Below are 26,364 nucleotides of genomic sequence, written 5' to 3'. Positions count from 1 at the left end.
GCGGCGCAACCGTGGGTGCTCAACTAGCCAGACTGCGAGGGAATCGCTGGCAGTCATGCGATCACCGATGCGGTGCTATCGAATGCGCGTGCCTGCTCTTCGGTTGGCGCGCCGAAAAATTGAACGCGTGCGGGACGTCCAAGTTCGTCGACTAAGAATCCCTCGCCGAGTCGGGCACGATCGACCGCCCCGGCCTCGGTGGCGTAGCCGCCCCATTCCCCGCGATCAGAGAACACGTCTTCATCAGCGGTGGAGCCAGGACTGGTGTCCTCGCTTAGTGCGCTGACAAGCTCTGGATACATTTCTGGGTCGATGCGCGCCCACTTCAGTGTCGCGTAGGCCAGTTCAGGGTCTTGAACACGAAAGATCCATTTTTGTGTGACAAACTCATCCCCCATGCGGGCAAGGTCCCTGAAATCCTGTGTGATGAACCAGATTCCACTCGCGTGCTTACGGCCCCGCCGAGTGAATTTGTGCGCAATGCGTGCCGTGGTGGGAAAGGCAAGCAGTTCGGCGCACTCCTCGAAGATCATGACGTCGAATACGTCGAGGCGGTCGAACATGTATCGCTGCTCTAGCTCAATGAGCAGGCCATAGATAGCCATTCCGGCGCGCTGGGTCCCCGACAGTTTCGCGTAGAGATCGGCGTTGGTGAGATCCTCGGTGCTGGGCAAGCCCAGGTTGCCGGTCAGGTAGACCGTGGCCGGGGAGTCTTCTGGCCGGTAGGGCGGCAAGTGGTCATCGAAAAGCCCGGGAAAATCCTCCTGGGCTGTTTCTAAGCGCAGCAGCAACTCGTCGTTGTCGGCGTCCGGCTGTGAACGCAGATAGTCCAGCAGTGTGCGGTGGCTCGTAATCCCTTGCCTGGCCCGGGTTTCCGGTCGCACCAAACGTCGGTAACGCTTGGCAAGCAGGCTGTCATAAGACAGCCCAATCCAGGGCAGGATGTGCGAGGCCGCGATGCGCCCTGCCAGGTGCGCTGGGAAGATCACCAGCGGGTCATACAAGTACTGCGGCGTTGTCGGGTCGATGAACCGTACACCCTCGATGGGTGTGAGGGCCTGCTTCCATTCAGCGATTGTGTCTGGCTCGAACACCACAACGCGTCCGCCACGCAGGATCAGTTCATACGCCGAGAGTTTGGTGCGGTTGGACTTCCCGCCGCCGGGATCGCCGACGACGGCCAGCCCGGTGTTCTTGTTTCGGCGCGCAGTTCCCTCGGGATCGTGAAGGATGATCGCCGGTCGCATCGTGGTCTGGTCGATGGCCAGCGCACTGCCCTTGACGTTGCCCACGCGGCCCGAAATCAGCGGCAAGAACAGCGACCACTTATGTGCGCTGGTGGGATTGCGAAATTCATCGAGCGGGCAGGTGTTTTCACTTCCGGTATTGAATGCCTTCCACAGCAACGCCTGGGCGCCACGGTGGCGTTTGACAGCGATGCCGACTGTGTCAAGCTCCTGGCGGACCTGTTTGACCGCATCCTCCAAGACCCGCGGTGAGTCGGCACCGACCGCAATCATCACCGTGTGGTCAAGCTCGCGTTCGGCGGGATTGCCGTTCAGATGCGATGTGTAGGCCCGCGTGCGCGCTAGCTTCCTTGGCAATTCGTCGTTTTCAGCTCCGCGGTGACCACGCTGACGCATCTGGTCTTTGATGTTTTTGGTGTAGCGGAAATTGCGGGCTTGCGCATCCTGGGGTGTGCGAATGTAAATATGTTGGGTCCACTCAATACTGGCCTGGGTGTTCACGTTGAGCAGCGCATTCAGATACGAAGCGCGTGGAAAGGCCAGGCCTGTCTCCGGGAAGTGCTCGACGGTCAAAAACGACTGGTAGCTCGATCTGCAGGTGGGCTCGTGGGGATCATAGACGCGAACCAAGGCTTTGAAACTGGGTCGCCACCATGGCCGCCCGGCGTTGTCGCCTTCATCGAAAGCGATGGTAGGGAAATCGTGAGCGCTCAGTGAGGACGGCCCCGTGCTGGCCGCTGGCATCGGCTCATGGATGACGCCGAGCATGGCGCGATGTCGCCGATACCAATGGATTTGCGCTGGACTAGCCGCGCGAACGTGAAACTCATCAGGTAGGGCACCACAGATCTGGCGGGCAACACTGGCGTAGTGCTGAATCGATGTGCTTGAGTCTTTGTCACGCCCGCTGACCCAGTCCCAAGCCCGCCTGCCCTGTCCGAGCGGTGTGCGTCCCGCGGTGCCAGCATCGACTGGCACCGTTAGCCAAAACCGTGGGCGCACGGGACCGCGATATCCCTTGGTGATCCACTTGTTCGCTTGGGCGATAGTTGGGACCCAGTGCTTGCACTGCCCAATCCATGTCGACTTGTTGGTGTGCGGACCCACCATTGCCCGCATGATGGCGTTTTGGTCCTCGGCGACCAGCAACCCGCGCACTTGCGAGCCTGAGGGCAGGTAGCGCCCCAAGTTCCGCGTCAGCCTGGCGGCTCGCCGGTGGACGTCAAGCGAGCGCATATTGACCGACAAACCATCGATCAAGAATTCGGCATAGACGCCTCCGCCGGTGAAGACCAGATTGTCCTCGACACGTTCAGGAGGGTCAAAACTGGAGTCAACACGCAGCTTCCTCTCAGCGGCACGAGGCTGCGAGGTGATCAGGTGAGGTGGCCGAATAGTGTTGCGGGCAAAAACGAGACGTGCTGAAAGAGATGGACGTCCCTTGGGCAAAAGTAGCCGCATCAGCCCAACGGTCACCACACAGAGCACCACCCCGCCGGCGAGGACCGGAAGCGTGGTTCCGGCGGGCTGGCTGTCGACCCATAGCAGCGTGGGACCCGCGATCGCGGCAATGGCCACCCATTCCACCCCGCGGTAGGGCCCGCCGGGCCATTCCTGCCCGGGAGCGGCTTCCCCGATCTGGATGTCGATGTCGCGGATGCCCGACCACGCTTCGGCCTTGTCGACGGGCCGTGGTGGGGCAACTGGGCCGGTGGTCACCATCCGCGGGTATTGGAGTGGCCAACGCTGCCGGGCAGGTGCTCAAATTCCTGGTTACCGCGCTGATACAGCCCGACGATGTGGGCTACGACAACTGCAAGAGCCACCCCGCCGGCGATTGCCGACAATCCGGCACCGGTGCCGCGCTTCCAATGGTCTCTCATACCGCGCACGATGCCGCTGCCCAGGAAGTATGTGCCGCCGACTGCGACGATGATGTAAAGCACTTCGTGGCTCATGTTGATCACGCCGGCCCCGGCAGCCACATTTGTCGTGTGGGTAGCCAACGTCTGTAATGTTAGCTGTCTAATCATGATCAATCCCTCTTTCTCTCAACGTGAGTGATGGTCAGTGCGGTGCTACCGCCGTGGTGGGCACCGGTGTCGGTGTCGCGTCAGCCAACAGCGGGATCGCGTCGATCTGGGCAACAAACCAGGTGCCGCCCACCGAACGCAGCGTCAGGGAATAAGACAGCGATACGAGGGTGTAATCGGATCGGCGCGCCGAAACATCGATGTGCGTGGCTAATTCGTTGTTATCGGAGGGAGCATCGGGTGGAGTGTTGTCGGCCTGAGCAGCAGTCACTGTGGCCGAGGAGTACGACCCTACGGCTGTGATGCCCGAGTCGGTGGTGATAAACCGTTCCAGTCCACCCGAGGTGGTTAAAAACGACGTCGCAAACCCAGACAGCATCGTAAAAAGTGGGCTGTTGGCAGCGATTGGTGCTGAATAGCCCAGCGGCACATAGGCTCCCGGAGGCGGCATATCGACTCTGCTGATCCGATCAAGAGCCTGAATGCCCATATCCCGGTATACCGCCACCGGCAGCTGGTAGAAAGCCGTCGTCGGCGGCGCCGACGGGTAGGGCAGTTCGTCGATTTGAACCTTCACGCTATAGAGCACGATGTCGTTGGAAGAGGTCTTGCGCTTAGATGCCCACGCCGCCGGGTTCGACACCGTCATCGACGATGTCGTGGGCAACTCGTACTTTTGTCCCCCGGGAAAGCAGCGTGTCAAATTCGAAGCACCCGAGGTGGTTCCGACAAGTAGCCCTTTCACGCAATTCACGGCGAAAGCCTTCACGGGATCGGTCTCGTTGATCACGTCGCGGGCCACCGCCGCCACTGGTGCTGGTTCAGGGGGAAAGACAAACCCCCACAGCAGGGCGATACCGTTGATGGACGAACTGGCCACAAGAATCACAAGAGCGACCCGGCCGGCGCTGTGGCCCAGCACCGTGATGCGCTTCTTCCATACGTTGCTGATTCTCACCACATCGTCCTCATGTCGCCTGGTGCCCAATGACTTTGATGCTCGACACCGCGAAGGTTCCATCACTGGGATCGGTGTCGTGTCCCGACCCAAAGCCGGTCGGGTCAGGCCCGTTGGTCGGTTCCGGGCCGGTGGCCGGGGTGGGCCCACCCAGGATTCCGCCGAACGGTCCGCCGTCTGGGGCCGACACGCTGGGCTGGGGGGCTGCGACCGGACGGCTGGTGTGCCGAATGATCACAGTGATTTTTGAGGCGCTGATCCCGGGAATCAGTTTGACCGCTTCGCCGTGAGCATTGCCGGTGTCCTGGTCGACGACCGTGTGCGCAGTGTCATTGAACTGCCACTGCAGCAACGTGACCACCCGATGCTGTAGCCATGGGTCACCGCCGGACCCCTGGGCCGCAGCAGTATCCCCCGGCACGATACTGACCGCCGTGATCACGTAAGCGCGTTCGATTCCGGCGGGCCCGAGCGTGATATAGAGCGGTTGTCCATCCGTATGCCGCACGCAGATCCACGGCGATGGCTTGTCGGGATCGGCAATCGATTTCGCCGAAGTTGAGGCGCCCGCCGGGCAGTCGGCTGAGGCGGTAAACGGCAGTGGGTGATCGCCGCCATCAGCAGGAGTCGGCGCTGGTGCTGCCGCCATTGTCGGTGCGGGGCCCGATTTGACTGCGTGCTGGCGCAGACTCGGCGAAGGGTTGTCGGGACCTGAGAGTGTGACGCCCAGCGTGGTTATCACCGTTGCCAACAACACGACGCCAGCGAACGCGCCGAGTACCCACGGCGTAAATCGGCGCGTACGCCGCTCCGCCTCGTGATCTAAATCAGCGTCGGCACCGGGGCTTTCGTTTTCTGCCGAGTCGGTGTGGTCGTCGCCGTCGGAAACGAACGCACCCGCAAAGGCGTCGGCACTTTGATCCTCGCCGAAGGGTGCGGCGTCGTTGTCGCTGATCGCGCCATCATCATCGGGATGCTCGTCGGCTGACTCCCCGGCCGCGCCGCTGTCGAGGGTGTCTTGGTCGTGTTCTGCATCGGCGTCGAGATTCACCCCAATCTGACGCAGCCATTGCTGATCAGAAACCGAGCTCACGGCCGCCGCCGCCCCGAACGGTGCCCGCTAGCCCGGCGCGGCGTGAATTTGCGCCGGTGATGGTAGGTGGCCGGCAAACGCTGCACACGCGGCAATGCCGTCGCCGAAACCTTGACATAGCCGTCGTCGCGGTCAGAGGCCAAGCCGGTGTCCTCACCGCGCACCACATACATGCGTTCGCGATGAGCAATTACCGGCGGCAGCGGTGTGGATGGCGCCGCCTGCGGTGGGCCTTGGGGAGCGGTCCGGCTCCAGTCCTGCTTAAGACGCTCCTCGTCGGCCGCCCCTCGGGCGCGGTGTGCGCCTATTAGCTTGGCCGCTCCCCACAAGCACGCCGCCGCGACCAGCAACGGAGCGAGTTTGATGAGCAGTTCGACGATCGCCAACACGATCGCGGCGATGACTGTCATCAGCACTGCGGCCGTCGCCACAAGCCCCTTCATCGCGGTGTCCCTTCGTCGTCTCGGCGCCGCTAAATCGGGTGGGCGCCTATGCACGCAACCGTAAGCGGTAATAGGCAAGGTTGTCCACATGGTTAGACGATAATGGTTGCGTTTAGGTAGTTTTGTGGGCGTGATTGCACCTAATGATGGGCCAGCGCGACTCGACTACTTCGTCTCTGAACGGCTGGCGGTCCTGCACATGTCCCGTGTCGAACTGGCCCGCCGCGGCGGACCCAACCGCTCGACACTGCACAAATCCAGTAACGGCTCACGCACCATGTCGCTGGCCACGCTGGCCCGACTCGATGAGGCGCTCGGGTGGGCCCACGGGTCGTCAAGGGCGATCCTTGACGGCGGGGTCCCAGCCACACCACCGCCCCAAGACACCCACGTACACACCGTTTTGCACGCCGTCGAAGGCCTCGTCGAGCAATGCCACTCAATCTTGGCCGACGCCCGTCAGCTGCTCACCGAACTCCTGACAAGCCGGGACCCGGCCGAGCATGCCCGCTGACATTTTCGACGACCAACGCCGAGCATGGATAGCCGCACACGCTGGGATATTTGTCTTCCAAAAGCGTCGCGCCGAGCTGCTCGCCAAAAAGATTCGCGCTCGCACACGCAGCCATGTTGGTGCCCGACCCGACCCACACGACGACGTCGTCGCCCTGCCACTACCGATGCGCTCCGCCACCTCAGCCAGCGGATCATTTGAAGTCGCACTGGTGCTAACCTGTGCGGCCATCGCGCCGCTGGGCTGGTTGGCCGGCAAACTCGCCTACGGACTAATCGTCACGCTCATCCCCGAGCGGCTCCGCGCTTACCCGATACCGGCACTGCTCTGGGGCGCCGCGCTCGCAGCGCTGCCCTTGCCGTTCTATAACCCCTCCCCTAGTCTCTGGGGCGAGCTGATCATCCCCTGGCTTCTAACACAACTGCCCGCAACCCTGCTCACCGCAGCCGTCTGCGGGGTCCTCGAAGGCTGGCTAGCCGTGGAAGGATCCAGCGACTGGTGGCCACTGACACCCCAAGCTGTCGAGGTTGACGACGACCTCATTCTCGGGCCGACGCTGCCCATCACCACCGTCTTAGATCCACTCCCCGAACCGGGCTCCGCCCGCCGCATACCGCCATCCCTGCACGCGCGCCGGCGAACCCCACCACCTATCCACTGGGTCCCCATCCTTGGCGGGACTGCGGTCATCGCAGCGATCTCCATCTGGTGTCTCATTTGCGCAATCAGCGTCCTGTTCGGCTCCACCAACCAGCACCTCGACACGGTCAGCTCCCGGTCAACCTCGATGCAGCTATTCGCGAACTGAGTTCGCTGCTCGGGGCCAACTCTGGCGCGCTGATGCCTACACCGCTTTGCAAAAATTGGGGTGTGAGCGGGGGGTGGCGGCACAGATACGGTTCAAGGTATGGATCGGGGTACGACCGTAGACGCAGTTGTGCATCGGGTGTTAGCCGCGCTCGAGCGAGCTGGCCAGGTTTGTGACACGCCGCCGGGTTCGCAGTCGCTCGAGGCGATGCGGCAACAGATCATTGCCATGCTCAGCGATCCGCCGTGGTATCTCAACACCTCGGCCGGGCAAGTGCTGTTCTTGAAGATCCTGCGTCAAATCGCCTCAGACGCAAGCGATATCGTGAAAAACACGCGTCAGGACCCAGGGTCATGTGAGGGCAACATTCGTCGGTAGGTCCGCAGCTGGAGTGCTACTGCGGACACGGCCAGCGTCGAGAAACGCTTGATCGCGTCGACAGCAAATTAGTTGCAGCACAGGCAGATTACACGGTGCAGCTACCCGGAGCTGCCCAGCGGTCGCACTTGGGAAGCTGGACGCGAGCACCGAGACCAATGCGTCAGTCATAGATTGCGCCCGTCGCGGCAACCGCCCGTCAACCCCACTGCGCCTTTTTGATTCGCCGCTGAACCGCCTGGTCGAACAGAGCCAGGAACTCGGTCCAGTCTGGAATATGAACTCGCTCGCCAGCCGTGCCGCGCTGCAACAGCTGGGCTTCTTCCCGGCTTTGGGGAAGCAGTTCCTGCCAACCGATCGCCTGGCCGAATTGCGACGATTGGCCCCGACTCCCCCCTGTGGGCTCATAGGCTTCGGTACGTCGGGTTGTCTCTCCCAGCCAATGTGAGGCCTGTTCGAGCAAATGGCGCTCGTGAGCTCCATACATGATCAGCGTGCCCGGAAACATCTCCCGCAGCGCTTCAGCGTACTTGGACCCAAATACAACGTCGAAATGCGCCGACGCCTGCACCGTCGCCAAGATGTTGACACCCAGTCCCGCTGACTCCCCCACGTAGGTCAACAGATCCGGCAACGGACATGAGTTACATACCTCGTCGAGTTCCAGCAGCAGCGGATGCGTCAGTTGATGATTGGCCATCTTGCGGCGGAAATGACGCACGATGGAATCGATCAGAGCCACCGCGGCTCCGGCGACCGAGCCGGTGTTCGGGGCGATCACAAACAATGTGGCGTCCGGCTCATCAAGCATGTGGACGTCGAATGACTCCACAGCGACACGTTCGACCGCGCTCAAGTACGGTGCTCCCTCGTCGGCGCTCAAACCCAAGCGCAGCCACGGTGTTACGGCCTTGGACACCGTGATCTTGATGCTGTCACGCAGCCGGGAATCCATCCCGGCGATAACAGAATACAGCGGGGCCGCGAGTTTCGGTTGTTCGCAAAGCCCGTAAGCGGTCAGCCACGACGGGCGTCCGAGCTCGGGGATGGGTTGGTCGCCGCCGGTTTCGTCGATACCGAAATCCTGCACGGCATCGAGCACCCAGGGCATTCCCAAACTGTTGCCCTGCGGGCTGGCCGCGTACAGCAGGCATGCCAACGGCGGTGCGGCCTGACTTTCCCAAAGCCCGCCCGCAGCAACAGCGTTGCCGCCCGATGCGCCACTGAAACCCACGCCCGAGGTCGCGAGCATGGTCTCAGCAACGGTCAGTGCTTCATGGGCGCTGGCGATCGTGCGGGTCGGGTCGGTGACCATACGCCTAACCCCGGCCGGCCATACCTCAGTGTGCTCAGGCCGCAGATCAATCACACCGGTAATCCCGATATTGCGTCGTGTTAGAACAAGCTCTGCCAGGTCGGGTTTCGACGACACCAAAACTTCCGGCCCAGGATGCACGAGCGCCGCCGGGGCCAAAATCCTGCGTGTTTTACCCGTACGTGTTGGTGCGCTTACCAGAATGTGAGGTGCTGTCTCCGCACGCACGGCAACGTTTTGGCGATTGTAGGTGAGGCCGCAGTACGGGGTGTACGGTTCGTTGACCACTACGTCATCATGGGCGCCACTGGCCGCGAACGTCTATCAAAGCAGCGACATTCGCGATCGCCGGACGTAGGTCACTGCGGCGGAAGCTTCGGGTTTACACCGCCGCTGCCGAGTGGAGCGCCGTCGCCAGTATCCGGTTCACCGTTGTGTGGTGCAGCTTGAGTTCCTCTGAGATTTCACCCGGCTTTTGCCCGTCAGCGTGGCGGCGCAGCACAGCGTCAATGATTTCTGCAGGCTGCTTGGTTCTTTTCGATGCCATCACTGTGCGTACGGCGTGTTCATGACGCTCTCGCGGGGGCACAGCGGCGTCCACTCTTGGAACCGATGACAGCGACCGGTCCGGCTCGACCGCCACCATGGCCCTATCACGCTCACCTGCTGAGGACCCAGCGACTGGCAGAGGTGTCGCCGACAGGGACACCGGGACGTCCTCCTCGACGAGGGCCGGCGGCGCCTCGGCGCGGCTGTGTAGGAGCCGGGTCAGGGCTACCAGCGCAACGGTGGCCTGCGCGGTCGTGACGTCAATGATCAGCGGCCACAACCATGCCAAGCTTGGGCGGATACCGCACCGGATAGCCAAGCTGCACAACGCATCAAATGACAGGCGAAACGCACCGGCCCCCAGTAACAGCGTCATGATCACCGCCGCCCAGAACGTCAAGGTGGGCCGGCGGTGCACCTTGATGAGCAGCGAGAGCCCTTCCGTGGACCCGAGCAATACCAGAGGTGGGGCCGTGGCCACCGCGGCCGCCAGCGCCGGGGCGACGTGATCGGCCTGCACGATCGCGTGTAACGCGTTGCCAGCGATCGAGGCCGCGCTTGCTCCTATCAACACCACCCAAAAGAAACGCACTGCGCGCCGGTGGGTTTTCGGATCGGTATCGGCGGGAGTGCTGCGGGCGCTATCGCAAGCCATACCCGCAATCGTGCACTCCCACCCCGGTATTCGTCTACCAAAGTCAGCCACATTGGGAGGATCGATTACCGCAGATAAGCATCCTCGTTGCGGAATGTCACAGACCTCAACGTGGTGCGAAAACGCTGTGGTTTCACGGTGATTCGCTCGCCCCGCTGTTCGATACGGATATCGGGTGCAGCGCTGGCGGGCACATCGCCGACCGTGATCGATGTGCGCGCGGGTGGGTAGTTGTTGACGCGACCATTGTGTACCACCATCGTCGGAGGACGTGGCGGCTGGGCTGTGACGTCGCGCGTCGTCCAGATCCGTGGGGAAGCAGACGTCATTGTCCAACGCCCAGTGGGGTCGTAAACGGCGACCTGTTCGCCTGCTGCGGCCGCCCGGCGAATCAGCCGTTTCACCGCCTGGTCATCATCGGCGTGCAGAGCAATTCGGGTGGGGGCCGCGGGATCTGATATCGGCATCAACAGCATAGCGTCTCGCAGTTCACCCAGCAGAACACCCGATGCGCCGGCTACGACAGCTGTGTTGAGTTCGGTAGTTACTGGCGTTGATGGCAACCTCAGCCGCCTGCACCCAGGCAAGGTCAGCGCCAACGCTTCCCACTGTCGGCCCGCCATCGGGTTGAGCACCAGCCGCGGCGAGCTGGCAAGCGGTTGCACGGTGGTCAACCGGACGAGGGCTGAAGCCCGCACGCCGGCAGGATCGCTGCGCAACGCGATCACCAGGGTCGTGTGGTCGCTCTGGTAGGCCCACACGTCGTCGAGTTGAGCAGAGCGCACGTCACTGGCGCTGAAGAAATACGCTGTGACATAGGCCTTCCCGCCGCGCTGCAGATTCGTCCAGCGGTCCTGGTAAGAAGCTGTCGCGTTTTCGGGCCCACCCAGGCTGGCCGCTACCGCGTCGTTCATCTGCGCTGCGGTCAAAAGCCTTGCACGACAGTTTGTTTGGCACAGCGCTCTGGTGATGCGCTGAGAAGCCGCCACCGCCGCGCCGATCGTGTCTCGCCGCCACAGCAGTCCAGGCAGAATGCGGTCGCTGCGCGTATCGAAGCGGACTACCAACGTCACGCTACGCTGACCGGCCGCCGGCAGCCCCCGTAGCGCCGCTTCATACAGTTCGGCATAGTTGTCTCTGGCTGTGCGGCTGCCCTCGCAGATGATGTCGACATCAACACTCAACCCGCAGCGCTGCATCTCTTGTGCGATTACGCTAATCGGCACGGTATTAAGTGTTTTGGTGTGGTCGGCGTGCAATAGGGTGGGGATGTAAGGCTTGCCCAGCACAGTGATCATCGTGGACACGGTGTGCCCGTCGATCACAACACCGACTGTGTGCTCGTTGAGGGTGACATCGACCGGTTGAGGCAGCTGGAGTCTGCGCACCCGGCGGCGCGTCCAGGACATGGCCCGCCACGCCCACTGCCACACGGTGCGCTCCCGGAAGGTCAGCACACAGATCACCAGTCCGGTCGCGGCGCCGCTGGCGACGGCGATCGGCCACGAATCCAGCGTGGCGCTCAGTGCCAGCGCAACCAGACCTGCGACCACTTCGCCGGTGACCACGGCGCGGGGTGCGATACGGGCCGAGACAAACCGTTGCTTCATCAGATTCGCTCCCTGCGACGCGAGACGGTCAGGCCCACAGCAAGTCCCAATACGCTGACGACGGCGAGACCGGTGATGGCCATCGCGACCCAGCCCGGACGTGCGTCGCGTGGCGGGGGCGGGGCCGGCACTTTCAACTGGGCGCGCTGAACCCCGGGGGCAAACGTCTCACCCGGCGGCACATCCCAGGTCAGCGCCGCAACGGGGTCCACAGTTCCATAACCGACCACGTTGTCACGTCCACCAGCGGGAGGGTGCGCGGTGGCCTCTAACCGGTGGATCACTTGATGGGCTGTCAGGTTGGGAAATTTGGCCCGCACCAAAGCCGCCACTCCCCCGACGAACGCCGAGCTAAACGAGCTACCAGCGATAGGGTGCAGCTTGTCGTCATCGACTGAACCGTTGATCACCTGCCCGCTCGTCGACAGCCCCACGATGTCGGCTCCCGGCGCAGCCAGTCCTACCCACGGGCCGTGCAATGAGGCGGCGTCGCCGCTGGCGGGAACGCCGGTCGAATCGGTGGCCGACACCGCCAACGCGTAGTCGCTAAACCATGCTGGGGTGGCGATCGTTTTGACTGACGACCACCCCCGAGTGGGATCACCCGGTAATGGGTCCGGGTTTTGCCCATTGCAGCCCTGGGCATGAACGTTGCCCGCCGCGGTCACGATCACCACGTCGCGGTCAACCGCGGCATAGTGGACCGCGTCGGCCAAGGCGCTTTGATCCTGGGGCTTGGCTGTCGAGATGCACGACACCACACTGATGTTGATCACTTTGACGCCCAGATTCGCCGCGTGCACGATCGCGCGAGCCAACGAATTGATGTCACCGGCGCGGCGAACATCCTCGGGGTTGTCGACCACGCCGGGATCAACCAGGCCGAAAGTCTGCGCGGTCTGGCGAATCGACAGCAGCACCGCGTCTGGGGCGATGCCGATCAGCCCGTCTGGACCACCACCGGGCGACGGTTCCAGCGGCGCCGGCCCGCGAGCGTGGCCGAGAGTAACCGGAGACGGCGGCATACCCACCCATGATGGCTCGTCGGGCGGCGGCGGCGGCGGCGGTGGTGGCGGCGGCGGCGCCACCGTTTGGGTCACCGTGACCGTCGGCGGAGGCGGTGGCGGTGGAATCGCGCGCGGCGGCGGAGCCCCGGCCGGCGGGGCCGCAGGCGCCGCCCACGCCGGCTTGGGGACCAGTGCGAGCCCTGAAGGCGCCGCCCCAATCAGTGAAGCCACTACTGTGCCGTGCCCGTCGCAATCCGATAAGCCGTCGCCAAACGGGCCCATGACATAGTCCCCGCCAGAAACTAGGTGCGGCAGCCGAGGTTGTGCAGCCACGCCGGTATCGATAACCCCGACGACCACGCCAACACCGGTGGATTCTTTCCACGCTTCTGGCATGTTCATCAGCTGCAGCGCCGCGGGCAACTCACGCAAATCACTGCCGGGCAACACGCCGGTTGTTGTGCACGCCGCGATCTGGCGCATCGGCTGATCCGGCCCGGGTGCGGGATCGGGCGGGGGTGGCCCAGGCGGCACCACCGGGGGATCAATCGCGCCGGCCACGCCGCCAGATACGGCAACCAGTGCTGCGGCGAGCCCGATCGCGCCCAGCGTACTCACGGCTTTAATCATCAGCCGTGGACCGCATTTCGTACCACCCACAGCAGATTCAGCAGCCAGATCGCCCATGGCACAACGAAAATCAGCAGAATGTACTCGCTGACTTCGACGGCGCGGTTTACCGGTGCGCTGATCCGCGCATTGGGCACCACCAGCGCTCCAAGCAGGCCCGCCCCGGCCAACATTAGCGCTGCGCCAACACATATCAGGGTGACAACCGGCGAAGCCGGGTTGGGAGCGCTTGCGTATCGTCCGATCACCACCGCTACCGCGACGACCGCACCAACGGCCAGCATCACCGATTGATTGCGATCAACAAACGAGCGCGCCCGGAGCAGAAAGATTGCGCAAATCCCCAACGTGAATGCCAAAAACCGCCACCCGCCGCCAGTTTCGGGCATCACTGCATAGCGCGCGGCCGCCACCAACACCACAGCGCCGCCAGCCAGCAGACCCGTCACGATGGCGGTGCCGCGCCGAGCCCACGTCGCGATCTGCTCAACGGTTTCATTGCCCGGACGCTCCACCGGCGACACCGTGTTTAGGGCAGCGCCTTCTCGAGTCTCAAACACCCCCCGGTTAGTGACCGAAGGAAACCATGGCCCGGGCACTCCGGCCCCCACGATCCCGATGCTGGTTGCAAACGTCACTAGCACCAGGTCCGCTACCAAGAAGACGACCGCCAGATGCGCTGGCAGCACTCGCCAACCGCTGGCGTGGATCGCCGCCACCGCGCCCGCAGATAACCCGACCACAGCCATCCCCGCAAACACAGTCAGATAGCGGCCGGTCAGCATCGTCAATGCCGCCACGCCGGCCAACACGGTGGCCGTCGCGGCCACCACATGCCAGCCACCGGGTGGTCCCGGCACCGACATCGCCGCGCCTGCACCGGCGCAAATCAGCGCCGACCACACCAGGAAGTCCGCCGATCGGCGTCGCTGCTCATCTCGTGCCCGCGTCGCCGCCCTCGCCGACACCAAGAAAACGGCGGCTAATCCCCACGACACCGCCGCGGGCAGCCAGCCGTGCTGTTGCCACCACAACTGCGCCAACATCACCTCGGCCCACGCGACCAGCGCTGCGAAAAGCCCCCCGGCTACCCGACGCGCGACCGTGACATCGACTGTGGCGAACTGCTGGCGTGCTGAACGAGCCAGCGCCGTCGACACCTCCTCAATGACAGGTGCGAAGCGTTCGGTGGCGTCAGTAGGCAAGAGACACAACAAGTCCCCGTCGTAGACACGGCTGTCATCAAGGGATCGCTGCGGATCGAGCGGAGTGGCGTCTGCACGGCACAGTTGAAAGGTCAACGTGTCATCAAGAGGTGCCCGCCCGCGATCTTTGAGAATCGCATTGACCCGCGGGATGAGGTCCTCGATCACCGCAATCAACGCCACCCCAGCAGGCAGGACGTAATCGATGAGCGTGTCATCCCCGACCAGCAAATGAACCTTGCACAGCCGAGGGACTTCCGGCGCCTGTTGTGCGGAATTGGCGGTGGTCATCGGGCATCGGCCGCTGTCGAGAACCCTGCCGCCAATGCGGCGGCGGTCTTAAGCACCGCCCTGGCGGTCTTAGGGTTGACCCTTCGAAGGTCCAACTCGCCCGCCGAGGCGATGTGGGGGTCAAAGGGTACCTCGATAATGCGATCGTTTTTGACCCAGCTCCCGAAATGCTCCCTGAGTGTGGCGACCAGTTTGGCCGCCTCCTTACGATCCTTCCGATTGCGCGCCGGGCGAATGTGGTTGATCACCAACACTGTTCGCGACAGCAACTGGTGATAGCCTTCGTCGCGCAACCACTCGAAATTGGTGCTCGCGCCTTCGGCGCCGTCCGGGACGGCCGAGGCCACCATCAACACCGCATCGGCGCGCTCGAACACACCCTTCATCACCTCGTGTTCGAGATCGACACCGCAGTCAACGAAAAGCACACTGTAGAACCGTTGTAGACGCATATGGCCCTTGCTGAACTCATCAGCGGTCAACCCCTCCCCGCGAGCGCCTCCATGGCGCGGGGAAGCCACAACGTCTAAACCAACTTGGTTGTGGCCCGTCAAGGCCCCAACATCGGCGTAGCGATGAAGATTAAGGTCGTCGTTAATCGCACGCAGCGATGACGCCTTGGGATCCACCCGAGCCGCCAAATTTGCGGCCTGTGCCGGATCGGCGTCGACAGCGACCACTTGGTCGTTACGATTGCGTGCAAACTCACTGGCGGTCGCGACAGTCATCGCGGTCTTGCCCGAACCGCCCTTGCCACCAAGCACCACGACGGTATAAGTGCCACGCAAATTGGCCCCGATCGCAGCCTTGAGGCCACGCACTGTGCGCTCGTCGCTGGACTCACCGACGTTAATCAGCCCACCAGAAACCTTGAGCAACGCCCTGCGCCACCCCTTGGATGGCGCCTCCTTGTGTGGGGCAATCAAGTCCGTGGCGCGCAGGTGCTCTCGCAGCGCGTCCGAAGACCGTGGCGTGCCCGCGGTGCGAGGCGACGGTTGGGGTGTTGGCGCACGCCAACCATGTTCTTCTGCCGGCGGATACGGACGCGCAACCTGGCTGGGATCTGCGTGACCGGCTGGCTGCGGTGCGCCGTGACGCCCACCGAGCGCCGCCTCCGACACTCCCTGCGGTGGGCGGCCCAATTGACTTGAGGAACCGTAGCTTTCGCTGGGCGTCCCCTGCTGATGGGGACCGGCCTGCTGCGCCCACGGAGGTGGCGGAGGGGTGTCTTGGCCCTGGGGTGCCAAGGTGCCCTCCGGGGGCGAAAACCGCGGCGGCTGCCAACCCGGGGCTTGTTGGGGCGCCGAAGACGGCGCCGGCGTCGCATCCTGGGCGGGGAGCCCAAGAGCGGCCTCCGGGGGTGAAAACCGCGGCCGCCCATCATCGCTCGTCGGTTCGCCGCTGTTGTTGGGATGGCTGGGCTCAACTGCGCCTGGCGCGGGCTGCGTCTCGGGCGGCGGACCTGCCGCCAGGCCATTGAAAAAGTCGCGTTCCTCACGCTCATGCGGACTTGTCATACCGTGTCCCCTCGTCACCAGACGTATTCGAATTTCGCTTAGCGCCACATAATTTGGCCACAGCGCGACAGTAACAACCACGGTTTTCATCCGTCTACAACGGACACCATATTCGCCTGTATCGAAATTTTATGTCCGCTGATGAGTCGCCCAGCCGCGTCCCGAGGGCAAAGTTTCGAGCAGCTCGACCACAGCCGTGTGGATTGCGTGATCGGCGCCGGGCAGCAGTGTGGTCCATTGCCTGCCGTCAGGACCAACGCTGTTGCTGACAACGACGCGGCCGATCAAGGTGTCAGCCACGGTCACCGCCATCGGCGCCCGCGCCGGGCCACTGATAGAGAATTCGGCCGCGCCGATAACCGCGCGGGTGGTGCCCCGGTCGGCGACCGCTTCGACTAGCCGCGCCTGGGGAACTGAAAGTCCAACCTCTACGAGGCCCGCGATGATGTCGATGGCGGGGTTGGCCTGCCAGGCCGACAGAACTGTATTGAGTACCGCTGCTTCGCTATTGATGCCGTGGAATTGGGCCGGGTCGGCCGGCCCTATCGTGTCGACGACGACGTGCGCGATCTCGGTCCCACCCAGCGGGGTGACCACAACCTCATCGCTGGTGTCTTGGCCCGGGCGCCAGAGCCGCGCGGCGGCCACCCACGCGTTATCGCGCCGGCACAATGTCACAACTCGCTGGGGAGGCCGCTGGGCGTACCACCGTGCCAGCGCCTCGGCGGCCTCAATCGCGTCCTCCGGGGCGGTGAAGACCGCTGGTGGGCCTTCAAGCCGCTCCGGTCGGATCTCGGGGCGGGTAATCGTCACGTCAATCTCGACGTCGGGACGCCCCAAGGCCCGCACCCAAGAGGCCACGCTGGGGTCAACCTCGCCGCCCTGACAAATCCCCGCGTTTTCGAGCACCTCCATCCCGGGGTGAGCCGCGATGGTGGCCTGCACCGCCCCAATGGGCCGGATCTTGAGGGCAGGTGGCAATTGAGCCACACCGCAAAGCGCGGCTGTCAACCACAAACCTTCCGACGTGGTCGACAGCCGCGCTGCAACCGCGGTTCCGGTCTCGGTCACAAGCCCCGGAAACCAGCCTGGACCGCGTGGTCGGTGCCCAGCGCATTCGTCGACGCGTGCCCCTGGGCCTGTCCATGGCGCTCGATCGTGGTGAACACCGCCTGGAACGCCTGATCGATCTCGTGCATGGCGACCTGGGCAGCGTCAGAACCATGCTGCGTCCAGACTGTGGCGACCTGGTTGATTGTTCCCATGGCCCGGGTACGCAGATCGTTCATGTGAGCGACCAGCTGCGCCTGGGCCGACACGTGATCGGCGATCATGGCGTGGTCGTAACGCATTGAATCCATAACCATTCTCCTCTGAAAGTCGTTCGATGTCTGAAAGATTGGCCGCGGTCAGGTCGACTGGATGGAGCCCAGCGCCGCGCGGTTCTGCGCGTTCGTTTCTTGGTACTGGTGCGCCGAGCGCTTCATTATGTCGATGACGCTCTGAAACCGCTGGCTGACCTGTTGGCCGGTCCGGTTGATGTCCTCGGTGGTGGCCATGGAGGCCAGCGCCGCATCACCACTAAACCCAGTACCGGTGAGGTTCTGGTTCATGGTGACATAACGGCCCAACGCCGACAGCACCTCTTGTTGAATGTTCGACAATTGACTTGCGCCCGAAAGCATCTGGGCGACATCGGCGTTCAACGCCATGATGGTGTATCTCCTTCACTAGCAAGTGGTTACCGCTGGTTCGATCAGTTCAGCAATGACCCGGGCCCCTGCCGGGAGTTATCCTCCCTGCCCGACGTGGACCACGCCCTCAGACGTGAGCACCGGCGCCGCATGCGCGGAGGCCGGTAGCGTGATCGTCTTATCCTGCTCGCTGACATCGGCATATTCACTGCCGCGTCCGGAGCGCCCCGTTGCCGCCATGGGTCCATACATTCCGGGCGCCATGGCTCCTCTGCCCGCTGCCGCGCCGCTTCGCAGTCCCGCAGCCGGTTGCTCGTCTGTTTCAGCGCCATCAGCCACGTCGGCCCACCAGCCGCCCGGCACGCCCACAGGCCCACCTAGCCCGCCAGCAGACGGTTTCGTCAACGCCGCGGCAACCGCTGACGCGCCCCCGGCGAAGCCGCCGTTGGCGCCACTTAGTCCCGACCACGGTGCACTGGCTGCGCTGAATCCCGGTGCTCCCCCGGCTGGGGGCCCACCCAATCCACCGGACATTCCACCGGTCAGCGCCGACAACGGGCCCATCAGGCCGCTTAGTTGGCCACTGGCACTCGACGGGAGCTGCCCCAGTGACTCCAGTGGTGAACTGAGCGAACTCATCATTTCGGTTGGCGCCTGGGTGAGTTGGCCGAGCAACGACTGTCCAGACTCTTCCAGGGGCGGCTGACCGCCTTGACCCGCCTGCAACGGTGGAGCTTTTCCCTGCGGCGCGTTACTCGTGACGCCCTGGCCGGTGCCCGTCGTTGCGGGCACGCCCTGCCCCGCGGTCGTGCCGGTGGTCGCTGGCTGCGGTGCCGGGGTTTGCCCACCAGTGGGCGACCCTGCGGCCTGCACGCCTGCTCCCGTGCCGTTGAACACGCCGCTCGAGATCCCAGTGGCCACGCCTGTGCTGATCCCACTGCCAGCCGACACCACTCCCCCACCGGCGCTAATGCCCGACCCTAAGGCCTGCACGCCAGCACCAACCCCGTCGCCGACCAACCCTGCCAAGCCGGCCGTCGCCCCCAGCGGATTGCTCATATCAGGCAACGTCGGCAAGGGAACGGTCAGCGCGCTCACGACAGGGGCCATAGCGCCCAAGTAGCCGACCATGGCCCCGGCGTTCTGCGACCAATACTCCCCATATTCAGCATTCGCCTCGGCGATCGCTGGGGTGTTGATCCCCATGAAATTTGTTGATTCCAAAGTGGCCTCGCGGACCCGGTTGGCCACCACCACTTCATGAGGAATGGTCGCGGACACGGCCGCGCTGTACGCAGTCAACCCAGTTTGGATGGTGGCCGCCGCAGTCTCTGCATGCAGCCCGGCGGTCTGCTGCCAGGCCGCCATCGGCGTGGCACTATCGAGCATCCCCATTCCGCCAGAGCCCTGGAAAACCGGCGCGGTCGCGATCGCGGTCACCGACTGCTGCATCCCTTGCTCGAAGTGCGTGGCCGCAGCAGCCGTGTAGGCGGTGATCTGTGGGACGTGCGCCGTTGGACCCGCGCCCATCCTGGTCAACCGAAATGCGTTGATCTCTGGTGGGATACCCCAGTACATCAGTGCACCGCCGCGCTACAGCGACAGCAGCGCCTTGCCGACCGCATCCATAGCGGTGTAGGTGGCCGCCGACGTAGCCACGGTGGCTGCGAACGCCTCCCGCTGAGCCACACCTAGAGCACCTGCCGCCAAGAACTGCGCGCCGTGCGCGGCGATAGCTTGAGCGAACATTGCCGACACTTCCTCGCCGCCCATCGGCAGCACAGCGCCCATCGCTGGTGCCCCAGCGGCAAGAGTGGCCGCCGTGGTCGCCCCGCCTGCGCCCTCTGATGCTGCCTGCGCCGCCAGCGCCGGCGCCTCAATGAACATCATTGCAATCCCACCCCTGTCCACATATCCCATTCGCCCCACGAGCAATAAAGCCGCCGTTTGATGCGACGATAACCGCCCCCAGGGACACCGGCAACCAAACCTCCGACATTCCACACAAGGCAACACCCCCTGTTTCCCGACACCCTCTACGGCGCCGCTCACCTGGCGAAATACCGCCACGCATCACCGAGCGACAAAGGCCCATGCCGACGCATGAATCGGTCCAGATCGACCGCTTAATCAGCTACTGAACCGCCCAGCACGAACTGCGCAGCCGCACGCGCACGCTCCTCGATGGTTTTCAGCCGCAGAATCGACTGCTCGGCAGCACCGGCGGCCGACCGCGCCTCCTCGGCAATCTCGGTGAGCCGCGCTGCGACGAGCTGGGCCGAGCGAGTCACCGGCGCGCGTGGACCCGGTAGGGGTTGGCCGGCCAACAAGGCCGCACACGTCCCGGCCTCCCAGCCCAGCGCCGAGCCGATCCTATCCAGCGTGGCCGCACGAGACGGGACCATGCCATGGTTGATCAGCCGCGAGATCGTAGGCCGCGCCACGCGCGCCAGGCGTGCCAGATCATGTTTGGACAACCCCTGTTCTAAGCGGGCTTGTTCCACCGCGTGGACGAGCAGCCACGCGGGGTCATCCTCGCTCAATGGGCGCTCGCCGGGAACGCGATCTGCACCGGCGCCACCATCCGGTCAGTGACGTACAGGCCACGACCGGGGTCAGCTGGCACGGCTTTCGTTTTGCCGACGATCGGCCCTTCATCAGGGTCGCCGTCCATTACCACGACAGGTGCTTTGGCCTTGAGCAACTCCCCGATTATCGGATTGGTCAGCGTGCGGCCCCACTGAGCGATCCGCCGCGACACGACCAGGTGCAGGCCGACCTCTTTACCCCGCGCAATAAACCGCGCCAGCGGGCCCAACGGGTATCCGGTTCCTGCCACGAACCCACCAGTGTCCCAACTAGCAAGGGTCTCTTCACGATCGATGAAGACAAAGATCTCTGGCCCGCTCCAACGCCGCGTCCCCGCAGCCAACTCCGCCTGGCTTAGGTCTGTCATCGGCATACGTTCAGTCAGGATCGCCCCCAGGCTGTCACCCAAGGCACGCACCTGGTCCTCCCGGAAAACGTAGGCGCCCAAATGTTCACCTTCGACCACGCGCAGCAACTCATTATGAGGGTCCACCACATAGATCTGGGCCTGCTCGGGCCCGTACACCCGCATCACAGCTTGGGCCACCGTGGCCAACCCGCTCGACAATCCACATTCAGGCCGACCGGTAAGCAGCAGATGCGGGGTCGCAGCGAAGTTCGCGACCGCCGGCTCCAAACCGATTTCTGAAATCCCGAACGGCACGACACCACTCCAGTCGACCCCACCCGGCCCATGCTCACGCTGCTCCCATTGCGCGAAGACCTCGTCGATACCGACGATTTTGGGCAGCATCCGTACCCGCGCGGCCGCACTGTCAGGTCCAGCGAGCCGCTGAATTGGCTCAACGGCTGCTGCCACGTCGGCGCGCCGCCCTTGCACGGTTATCTCCGGTAACCCGGCCTGAAAATGGTACCCCTCCATCGTCGTGCCGCGGCCCCTGATCTTGACCACGTTGACCTGCTCGACCTCACCGCCAGTGTCGTCCTCTTCGTCGAGGAACATCTTCTGCTCCCCGAAGGGAACGTCGCGCGCGACCTTCACATTGTTGACCGTCATGTCATCGTTGTCACCGAGCTTGAGCTCCACGTTGCTGGTGAAATTCTTGGTCATTCCTGACGGGAATTTGTTGGCCACCCAGCCACTGGTCGACACAATGGCGTGCACCCCAACATCGGGTCCTTTAGCCAAGATTCGTTCCACGTCAGAAACCAACAGCTCCCAGTTCTTCACAAACGTTGGCCAGCCATCGATCACCAAAAACACATCGCCGAACGAGTCTTGAGGCACCTCACCTGGCACGCCGCCAAATTTGCGTTCACGCAGCTTGGTTAGCGTCAGACCTAGCTTGGTGAACGCCTGCTCGCGCTGATCGATCAGCGCCAGCATCTCGGCGATGATTCGTTTGACCTGCTCGGGGTCCACCTCGCGTGCGAAACCACCGACGTGCGGCAAACCAGCTACCAGGTTGAGGTCCGGCCCGCTGAGTGCGATGACGTAGAACTGAAGCCGCCGAGGATGATACAACAAAGCGGCACCCGAGATCATCGTCGCGATGGCCACCGTCTTACCCGATTGCCCCATACCAATGACCGCGCAGTTACCTTCGGCCAGATTGGGCGCATAGACAAGCTGGCGGTGGTCGCGCGGCCTGTCTTCGATCCCGACCGGAAACATCAGCCTCGAGAGCTCGCTTTGGGCCGAGCCATAGTCGACATCCCACGGTTGGCCCCGCAACCGCCGCACCAGCTCATCAGCAGGGACCGGCTGCAGCGGCGGCAGCCACATCGCTTGCAGTGGAGGAAGATTCAGCCGATTCAAGCAATCCACCGTTGCCTGCACCTGTTTGACGGTGCGGCCATCGGCGCCAATGATGGCGCGTGGTTCCGGGATTTTGGTCTGCTCGCCCTCGCCGTCGCGGGCCATCTGCAGAGCAGGCATACCGACCGCCTGGAACTCTTGTGGCTCAAGGTAACCGGCTTCCTGCCTGGCCGCAGCAGCTGCTGCCCGTTGGGGCGGTACATAGCTCTTGAGCACGAACGCCGTCTGAAACCTCGTCAGGTTCTTGTTGGCACCTACCTTCAAAAGCCCAGCCCCAGCAGGTTTTTTGGGCAGATGATTGGCCTCATCGCTACCCAACACCTCGTGGGAATCGGTGTCGCCGACAGTTCGCAGCGCCACCCGCACCGGGATGTTACTCATGATGCCGCCCTGCATCTGGTGGCCCAGCCGCTGCGACCCCATCACGAGGCGAAGCCCCTGCGAGCGGCCCTGGCGGCCGACCTCGTCCATGACCGCTTTGGCTCCGTCATGTTCAGCGAACATCTGCGTGAACTCATCGACAATCAGCAGCAGGTGCGGCATCGGCCGCAACTTCTCCTTCTTGTGAATGCGCAAATACTCATATTCAGCGATGTCACTGACCCCAGCCCGGTCAAGCCAAGACTTGCGGCGCTCCATCTCGCCGTAGAGGACATCTTCCATCCTCACAATCCACAGGCGATCGTTACGCAAGTTGCTCATCGCCGCGACGCAGTGCGGGAATCCCGCCACCAAATGCGCCAACGCACTACCCTTAAAGTCAAACACCGCGACCTTCAACGAGTCTGGCGAATGCGTCAAACACGCCGACGTAATCAACGCCGTCAAAAACACCGATTTACCACTCCCAGTCGTGCCGACGACGACGACGTGATGGCCCATCCCCTCGAACTCGTGAGTCTCCTTCAAGTCGAGGGCCACGGGCTGTCCATTGCGTGGATCAATACCGATCGGGAACCGCATCCACTCCCGACCCCACTGCAATTCGCCCTCGTCGTCTTGCAGCGGCGGACCCAGCCGCGTCGCCGCCCAGGCCTCCTCCACATCGATATCGCCCGGATCAGCGTGGCCGAGAATCTCATACAGATCCACGACCTTCGATGCGGCGGCAGTCGAACTTTGCGTTACCCGCGAATCTGCATGGTATCTAGCCATTTTGCGCGCAAACGCGACCGCGGACGCCGTGTCCAGCGTATCGGGGAGCGCGAAAAACCCCTCCTCGTCATATGCCCCGTCGCGCTTGACATGCAATGTGAACTCAGTTGTCATCCGCCGCGCCCTCCTTGACCACTACACGCACAAAGGTCACGCCCGCGACCCCCCCAACGCCCCTGCGATTCAACGTGTCCCATTCACTATCCACACGGAGCTGGTCGTTGATCACAAGCCAATGCGGACGTACCCCGTCCGCGGCGCCAGGGTCCCCGTAATTCTTTCGAGCGCCATGCAATTCGTGACCAACCGCCGCATCCATCGCCGTCGGCGACGTCCACACCATTCGCAACGGCCCGCCACTATCAAAGAGCTTGTCGTGTTGGCAATGCGGCAACCACTTGACCCAATCCCATCGTGCTGGTTCGTCGGTGACGACCATGACTTTCAAGTCCTGCGGTGAATGGAAGCAGGCCGCCTGACAAATCATCGCCCGCACCACACCGTGGACTGTGTCCGGACCATCCTCACCCACCAACGTCATCAGCGGAATCACCTTGAGCGACAGCGGTTTAGCGATCCCACTAATCTTGGACTGCTCCAACAAAAACTTGCGCAGCGCGTCATAGCAGACTGGCTCATAATCGGCCGACTCCCCCAACCGAGGCTTAGCCAGCTTCTTCGCCAAATCCGAAGTACCGGTTCCGAAACGGACAAAACCAAAGTGCATCGCCAAGTCCTCAGCAGAACCCGATCGCTCCCACATCCGCGGCGACCCGACCAACCCACGCAGCATCGCCGGTTCGGGATGCAAGAACTGGTAATTGGCGAACTGACGCTCGGCGTCACTTTGAATCACATCACGTGTCTGGTCGAGCTCGTCCATGTAGGCACGGCGCTCTTCTTCCAACGCCTGCGGAGACAACGCCTTATCACCGCCACCAAAACGGCCCTGCATAAACACCCCGGCGAACGACACAATCATCATCACCGGCACAAACAACGAAAACAAACTCATCGGCCCCGAGCGCAGCCCCGGTTGAGTCAAGATCATGGCCATCATGCCCAAAAACGCCGCGCCCATGACTGCAGGCAAAATGATCTGCGCCTTCGTCATCGGCAACCGGCGCGGCGCGATCGGAGAATCGCGTACCGACTGCATGCCGCCATCAACTTTGGGCGCCCTCAGCCGCCGAGACGGGCTGAAACGAATCGTCGACAACCTTCTCCCCCTCCTATCCGCCGGCCCGTACGTTGGTCTTCGTCGGCAACACAGCCACCGCGTCCGACGGGCTATGCACCGTCAACGCGGCCGCCCGCGACAACTCCGGTCCCGCAGGCCACACCTGCAGCATCGACCACGGCGCCGGACGAACCTGAGATAACACCAGCCCCAACGCCTGCACGCTATTGTCGTCAAACGGCACACCATAGCGCGACCCGGTGGAGCTAGTCAGCCACATCGTCTCGCGCGCAGGCGAATCCAATGCCTGACCAGTAGTGCTAACAAACGTCGATGCACCATCACCGACCAAGACCTGATTCGCTTGCACCCCGCCATTGCCGGCACCCACCAACGGCACCATCTTCGCCCGCTGATCCGCGCGGATGGGCAACCCCCGACCCGAAATCACCGCGAGCCGCGCCTGACGCTCGCTCACACTCCACTGCCACGCCACACACGAAACCGGCCGACTGCCCGCATCAACCAGGCGCACAGGCGACCGCGGATAATAATCCACATCAAGAACATGACGCAGCGGAATATGCGCCAAATGATCCGGCGATATCTGCGGCGGCGTGGCTAAACCAAACGAATCATGCTGGCGCAGCATCGAAGCCACCACAGGCGAGACCTCTTGAACCCCATCTGCCAGCACCACATAAAAGCGGTCCGACTGTGCAGCCACATCCCGGCTCGCCACCACCGCACCGACAACAACCCCCGCCCCCAAATCCACCTGACCGGGCCCACCGGCGCCAGGCACCGCGGGAACAGCCAGCGGTCCCCCCGCCGGCAACGCGTCAAAAAGGGCCCGCGACATCCCCGTCGCCTGCGCCCCGGGCGCAATCCCCAGGGGCCCGGCGACCGCGGACTGAGACAGATCAATCGGCATCCGAACACCATTAGTCACCAGGTGTACCTGCGGCCCATAAGACAACAACAAGGCCTCGCTGCCGGCGAGCTCTCCCGCCGCCTCCCCGAGCAACAACTGCCCATTGATGCCCGTCACCAACGGCGAACCACCAACCGTCGTCGGCGCCGTGTCGCACACAGCCCAGCGCGAAACCTGCGGAGACACCACCGCCGGTGTCTCCACCGGAGCGCCCTGGATCCCCACCGTCGGCCCTTTGGGCCACTTCGCAATCTCCCCCGATGCCACAAACGTCGGCCGATCCGGCGACCCAGCAATCAGCTGCGCCGACACCAGATTCAACGCCGGATACAGTCGCTTGTCGACCACCACAAACAACGCCCCCGACGAACGATCAGCAACGATCTTCGACGAGTCGTCGATCACCCCCGCCGGGCGAAACCACCCGTACACGAACGCCCCCACCACGAGCACCACACCCAACACCGCCGACAACATCAACAGCGTGCGGTGCCAGCGAACCGGATTGATCTCCATGCTCACCGAACGGCGCAGCAACGCAAACGACAAGCGTCGCCGAACAAAGAAATGACCCGAAACCTGCGTCTTAGACGCCAACTTCAACGGCACACCGGCACCGTACCGCCCCCCGCTACACCCCCGCTACCAGCACGTCCAAATTGAATGAAAACCCAGAACACCGCAGTGGCGCCAGATCGCTACAGGTACCGGGCTTTCAGGACCTTGACCGCCAGCGATCGGAGTCCGCCCCAAAAGCGAAGTCGCCCTACCCATCAGGA

23 protein-coding genes are annotated in these 26,364 nt (G+C 63.3%); 3 read left to right on the top strand and 20 right to left on the bottom strand.

Annotated elements, in window-relative coordinates; translation table 11 throughout:
- Positions 1 to 53: 53 nt before the first annotated feature.
- The 5 genes from AC0KS4_RS00220 to AC0KS4_RS00200 form a co-directional block, all read right to left on the bottom strand.
- Positions 54 to 2,969: an ATP-binding protein gene (locus AC0KS4_RS00220; RefSeq protein ID WP_225325408.1), complete on the bottom strand. Its 2,916-nt coding sequence runs from the start codon at positions 2,967 to 2,969 to the stop codon at positions 54 to 56.
- Entirely contained in the window at positions 2,963 to 3,253 is a 291-nt protein-coding gene (locus AC0KS4_RS00215) for a hypothetical protein (RefSeq protein WP_225325409.1), read from the bottom strand. The genes AC0KS4_RS00220 and AC0KS4_RS00215 overlap by 7 nt, the downstream gene beginning before the upstream one ends.
- A 61-nt stretch (positions 3,254 to 3,314) precedes the next feature.
- Entirely contained in the window at positions 3,315 to 4,238 is a 924-nt protein-coding gene (locus AC0KS4_RS00210; protein ID WP_073877513.1) for a conjugal transfer protein, read from the bottom strand.
- Between the two features lie 10 nt (positions 4,239 to 4,248).
- A complete protein-coding gene (locus AC0KS4_RS00205; RefSeq protein ID WP_046182038.1) occupies positions 4,249 to 5,331 on the bottom strand; it encodes a hypothetical protein in 1,083 nt (360 codons plus the stop codon).
- The gene (locus AC0KS4_RS00200; RefSeq protein WP_007172165.1) at positions 5,328 to 5,774 is read right to left on the bottom strand and encodes a hypothetical protein; all 447 of its coding nucleotides are present in this window, start codon (positions 5,772 to 5,774) and stop codon (positions 5,328 to 5,330) included. The genes AC0KS4_RS00205 and AC0KS4_RS00200 overlap by 4 nt, the downstream gene beginning before the upstream one ends.
- A gap of 130 nt (positions 5,775 to 5,904) precedes the next feature.
- Between AC0KS4_RS00200 and AC0KS4_RS00195 the strand changes: the two genes are divergently transcribed.
- From AC0KS4_RS00195 to AC0KS4_RS00185, 3 genes are all read left to right on the top strand, one after another.
- A complete protein-coding gene (locus AC0KS4_RS00195; RefSeq protein ID WP_073877511.1) occupies positions 5,905 to 6,288 on the top strand; it encodes a helix-turn-helix domain-containing protein in 384 nt (127 codons plus the stop codon).
- A 211-nt stretch (positions 6,289 to 6,499) separates the two neighbouring features.
- A complete protein-coding gene (locus AC0KS4_RS00190) occupies positions 6,500 to 7,096 on the top strand; it encodes a hypothetical protein (protein WP_101930852.1) in 597 nt (198 codons plus the stop codon).
- 99 nt (positions 7,097 to 7,195) lie between these two features.
- A complete protein-coding gene (locus tag AC0KS4_RS00185; protein ID WP_007172162.1) occupies positions 7,196 to 7,474 on the top strand; it encodes a hypothetical protein in 279 nt (92 codons plus the stop codon).
- Between the two features lie 199 nt (positions 7,475 to 7,673).
- Here the strand turns inward: AC0KS4_RS00185 and AC0KS4_RS00180 are convergent, their stop codons facing one another.
- From AC0KS4_RS00180 to eccB, 15 genes are all read right to left on the bottom strand, one after another.
- Positions 7,674 to 9,077 carry a type IV secretory system conjugative DNA transfer family protein gene (locus AC0KS4_RS00180; RefSeq protein WP_040624275.1) on the bottom strand — a complete coding sequence of 468 codons (1,404 nt, stop codon included), beginning with the start codon at positions 9,075 to 9,077 and terminating at the stop codon, positions 7,674 to 7,676.
- Positions 9,078 to 9,171: 94 nt separating this feature from the next.
- The gene (locus AC0KS4_RS00175; protein ID WP_139273185.1) at positions 9,172 to 10,044 is read right to left on the bottom strand and encodes a DUF2637 domain-containing protein; all 873 of its coding nucleotides are present in this window, start codon (positions 10,042 to 10,044) and stop codon (positions 9,172 to 9,174) included.
- Between the two features lie 14 nt (positions 10,045 to 10,058).
- Positions 10,059 to 11,603: a type VII secretion protein EccE gene (gene eccE, locus AC0KS4_RS00170; protein WP_472408493.1), complete on the bottom strand. Its 1,545-nt coding sequence runs from the start codon at positions 11,601 to 11,603 to the stop codon at positions 10,059 to 10,061.
- A complete protein-coding gene (locus AC0KS4_RS00165) occupies positions 11,603 to 13,240 on the bottom strand; it encodes a S8 family serine peptidase (RefSeq protein ID WP_040624272.1) in 1,638 nt (545 codons plus the stop codon). The genes eccE and AC0KS4_RS00165 overlap by 1 nt, the downstream gene beginning before the upstream one ends.
- Positions 13,240 to 14,736: a type VII secretion integral membrane protein EccD gene (eccD, locus tag AC0KS4_RS00160; RefSeq protein ID WP_007172157.1), complete on the bottom strand. Its 1,497-nt coding sequence runs from the start codon at positions 14,734 to 14,736 to the stop codon at positions 13,240 to 13,242. The genes AC0KS4_RS00165 and eccD overlap by 1 nt, the downstream gene beginning before the upstream one ends.
- A complete protein-coding gene (locus tag AC0KS4_RS00155) occupies positions 14,733 to 15,614 on the bottom strand; it encodes a MinD/ParA family ATP-binding protein (RefSeq protein WP_007172156.1) in 882 nt (293 codons plus the stop codon). The genes eccD and AC0KS4_RS00155 overlap by 4 nt, the downstream gene beginning before the upstream one ends.
- A 768-nt stretch (positions 15,615 to 16,382) precedes the next feature.
- A complete protein-coding gene (locus AC0KS4_RS00150; protein ID WP_007172155.1) occupies positions 16,383 to 17,324 on the bottom strand; it encodes an ESX secretion-associated protein EspG in 942 nt (313 codons plus the stop codon).
- On the bottom strand, positions 17,321 to 17,614 hold the full coding sequence (locus tag AC0KS4_RS00145; protein ID WP_042910680.1) for a hypothetical protein: 294 nt from the start codon (positions 17,612 to 17,614) through the stop codon (positions 17,321 to 17,323). The genes AC0KS4_RS00150 and AC0KS4_RS00145 overlap by 4 nt, the downstream gene beginning before the upstream one ends.
- Positions 17,615 to 17,662: 48 nt before the next feature.
- Positions 17,663 to 17,965: a WXG100 family type VII secretion target gene (locus AC0KS4_RS00140; protein ID WP_007172153.1), complete on the bottom strand. Its 303-nt coding sequence runs from the start codon at positions 17,963 to 17,965 to the stop codon at positions 17,663 to 17,665.
- Positions 17,966 to 18,043: 78 nt separating this feature from the next.
- Positions 18,044 to 19,525, bottom strand: a complete 1,482-nt coding sequence (locus AC0KS4_RS00135; RefSeq protein ID WP_007172152.1) for a PPE family protein — start codon at positions 19,523 to 19,525, stop codon at positions 18,044 to 18,046.
- Between the two features lie 15 nt (positions 19,526 to 19,540).
- A complete protein-coding gene (locus AC0KS4_RS00130; protein WP_040624290.1) occupies positions 19,541 to 19,837 on the bottom strand; it encodes a PE domain-containing protein in 297 nt (98 codons plus the stop codon).
- Positions 19,838 to 20,073: 236 nt separating this feature from the next.
- Entirely contained in the window at positions 20,074 to 20,490 is a 417-nt protein-coding gene (locus tag AC0KS4_RS00125) for a helix-turn-helix domain-containing protein (RefSeq protein ID WP_007172150.1), read from the bottom strand.
- Positions 20,487 to 23,585 carry a type VII secretion protein EccCb gene (eccCb, locus tag AC0KS4_RS00120; RefSeq protein WP_007172149.1) on the bottom strand — a complete coding sequence of 1,033 codons (3,099 nt, stop codon included), beginning with the start codon at positions 23,583 to 23,585 and terminating at the stop codon, positions 20,487 to 20,489. Before eccCb ends, AC0KS4_RS00125 begins: the two co-directional genes overlap by 4 nt.
- Positions 23,575 to 24,630, bottom strand: coding sequence for a hypothetical protein (locus AC0KS4_RS00115; RefSeq protein ID WP_007172148.1), 1,056 nt, complete (start codon positions 24,628 to 24,630; stop codon positions 23,575 to 23,577). The genes eccCb and AC0KS4_RS00115 overlap by 11 nt, the downstream gene beginning before the upstream one ends.
- 73 nt (positions 24,631 to 24,703) lie before the next feature.
- Positions 24,704 to 26,194 carry a type VII secretion protein EccB gene (gene eccB, locus AC0KS4_RS00110; RefSeq protein WP_007172147.1) on the bottom strand — a complete coding sequence of 497 codons (1,491 nt, stop codon included), beginning with the start codon at positions 26,192 to 26,194 and terminating at the stop codon, positions 24,704 to 24,706.
- Between the last annotated feature and the right edge of the window lie 170 nt (positions 26,195 to 26,364).

The organism is Mycobacterium sp. NTMscope_MAC_12, from assembly GCF_976985675.1.
This window is presented reverse-complemented; position numbering and strand designations above follow the sequence as displayed.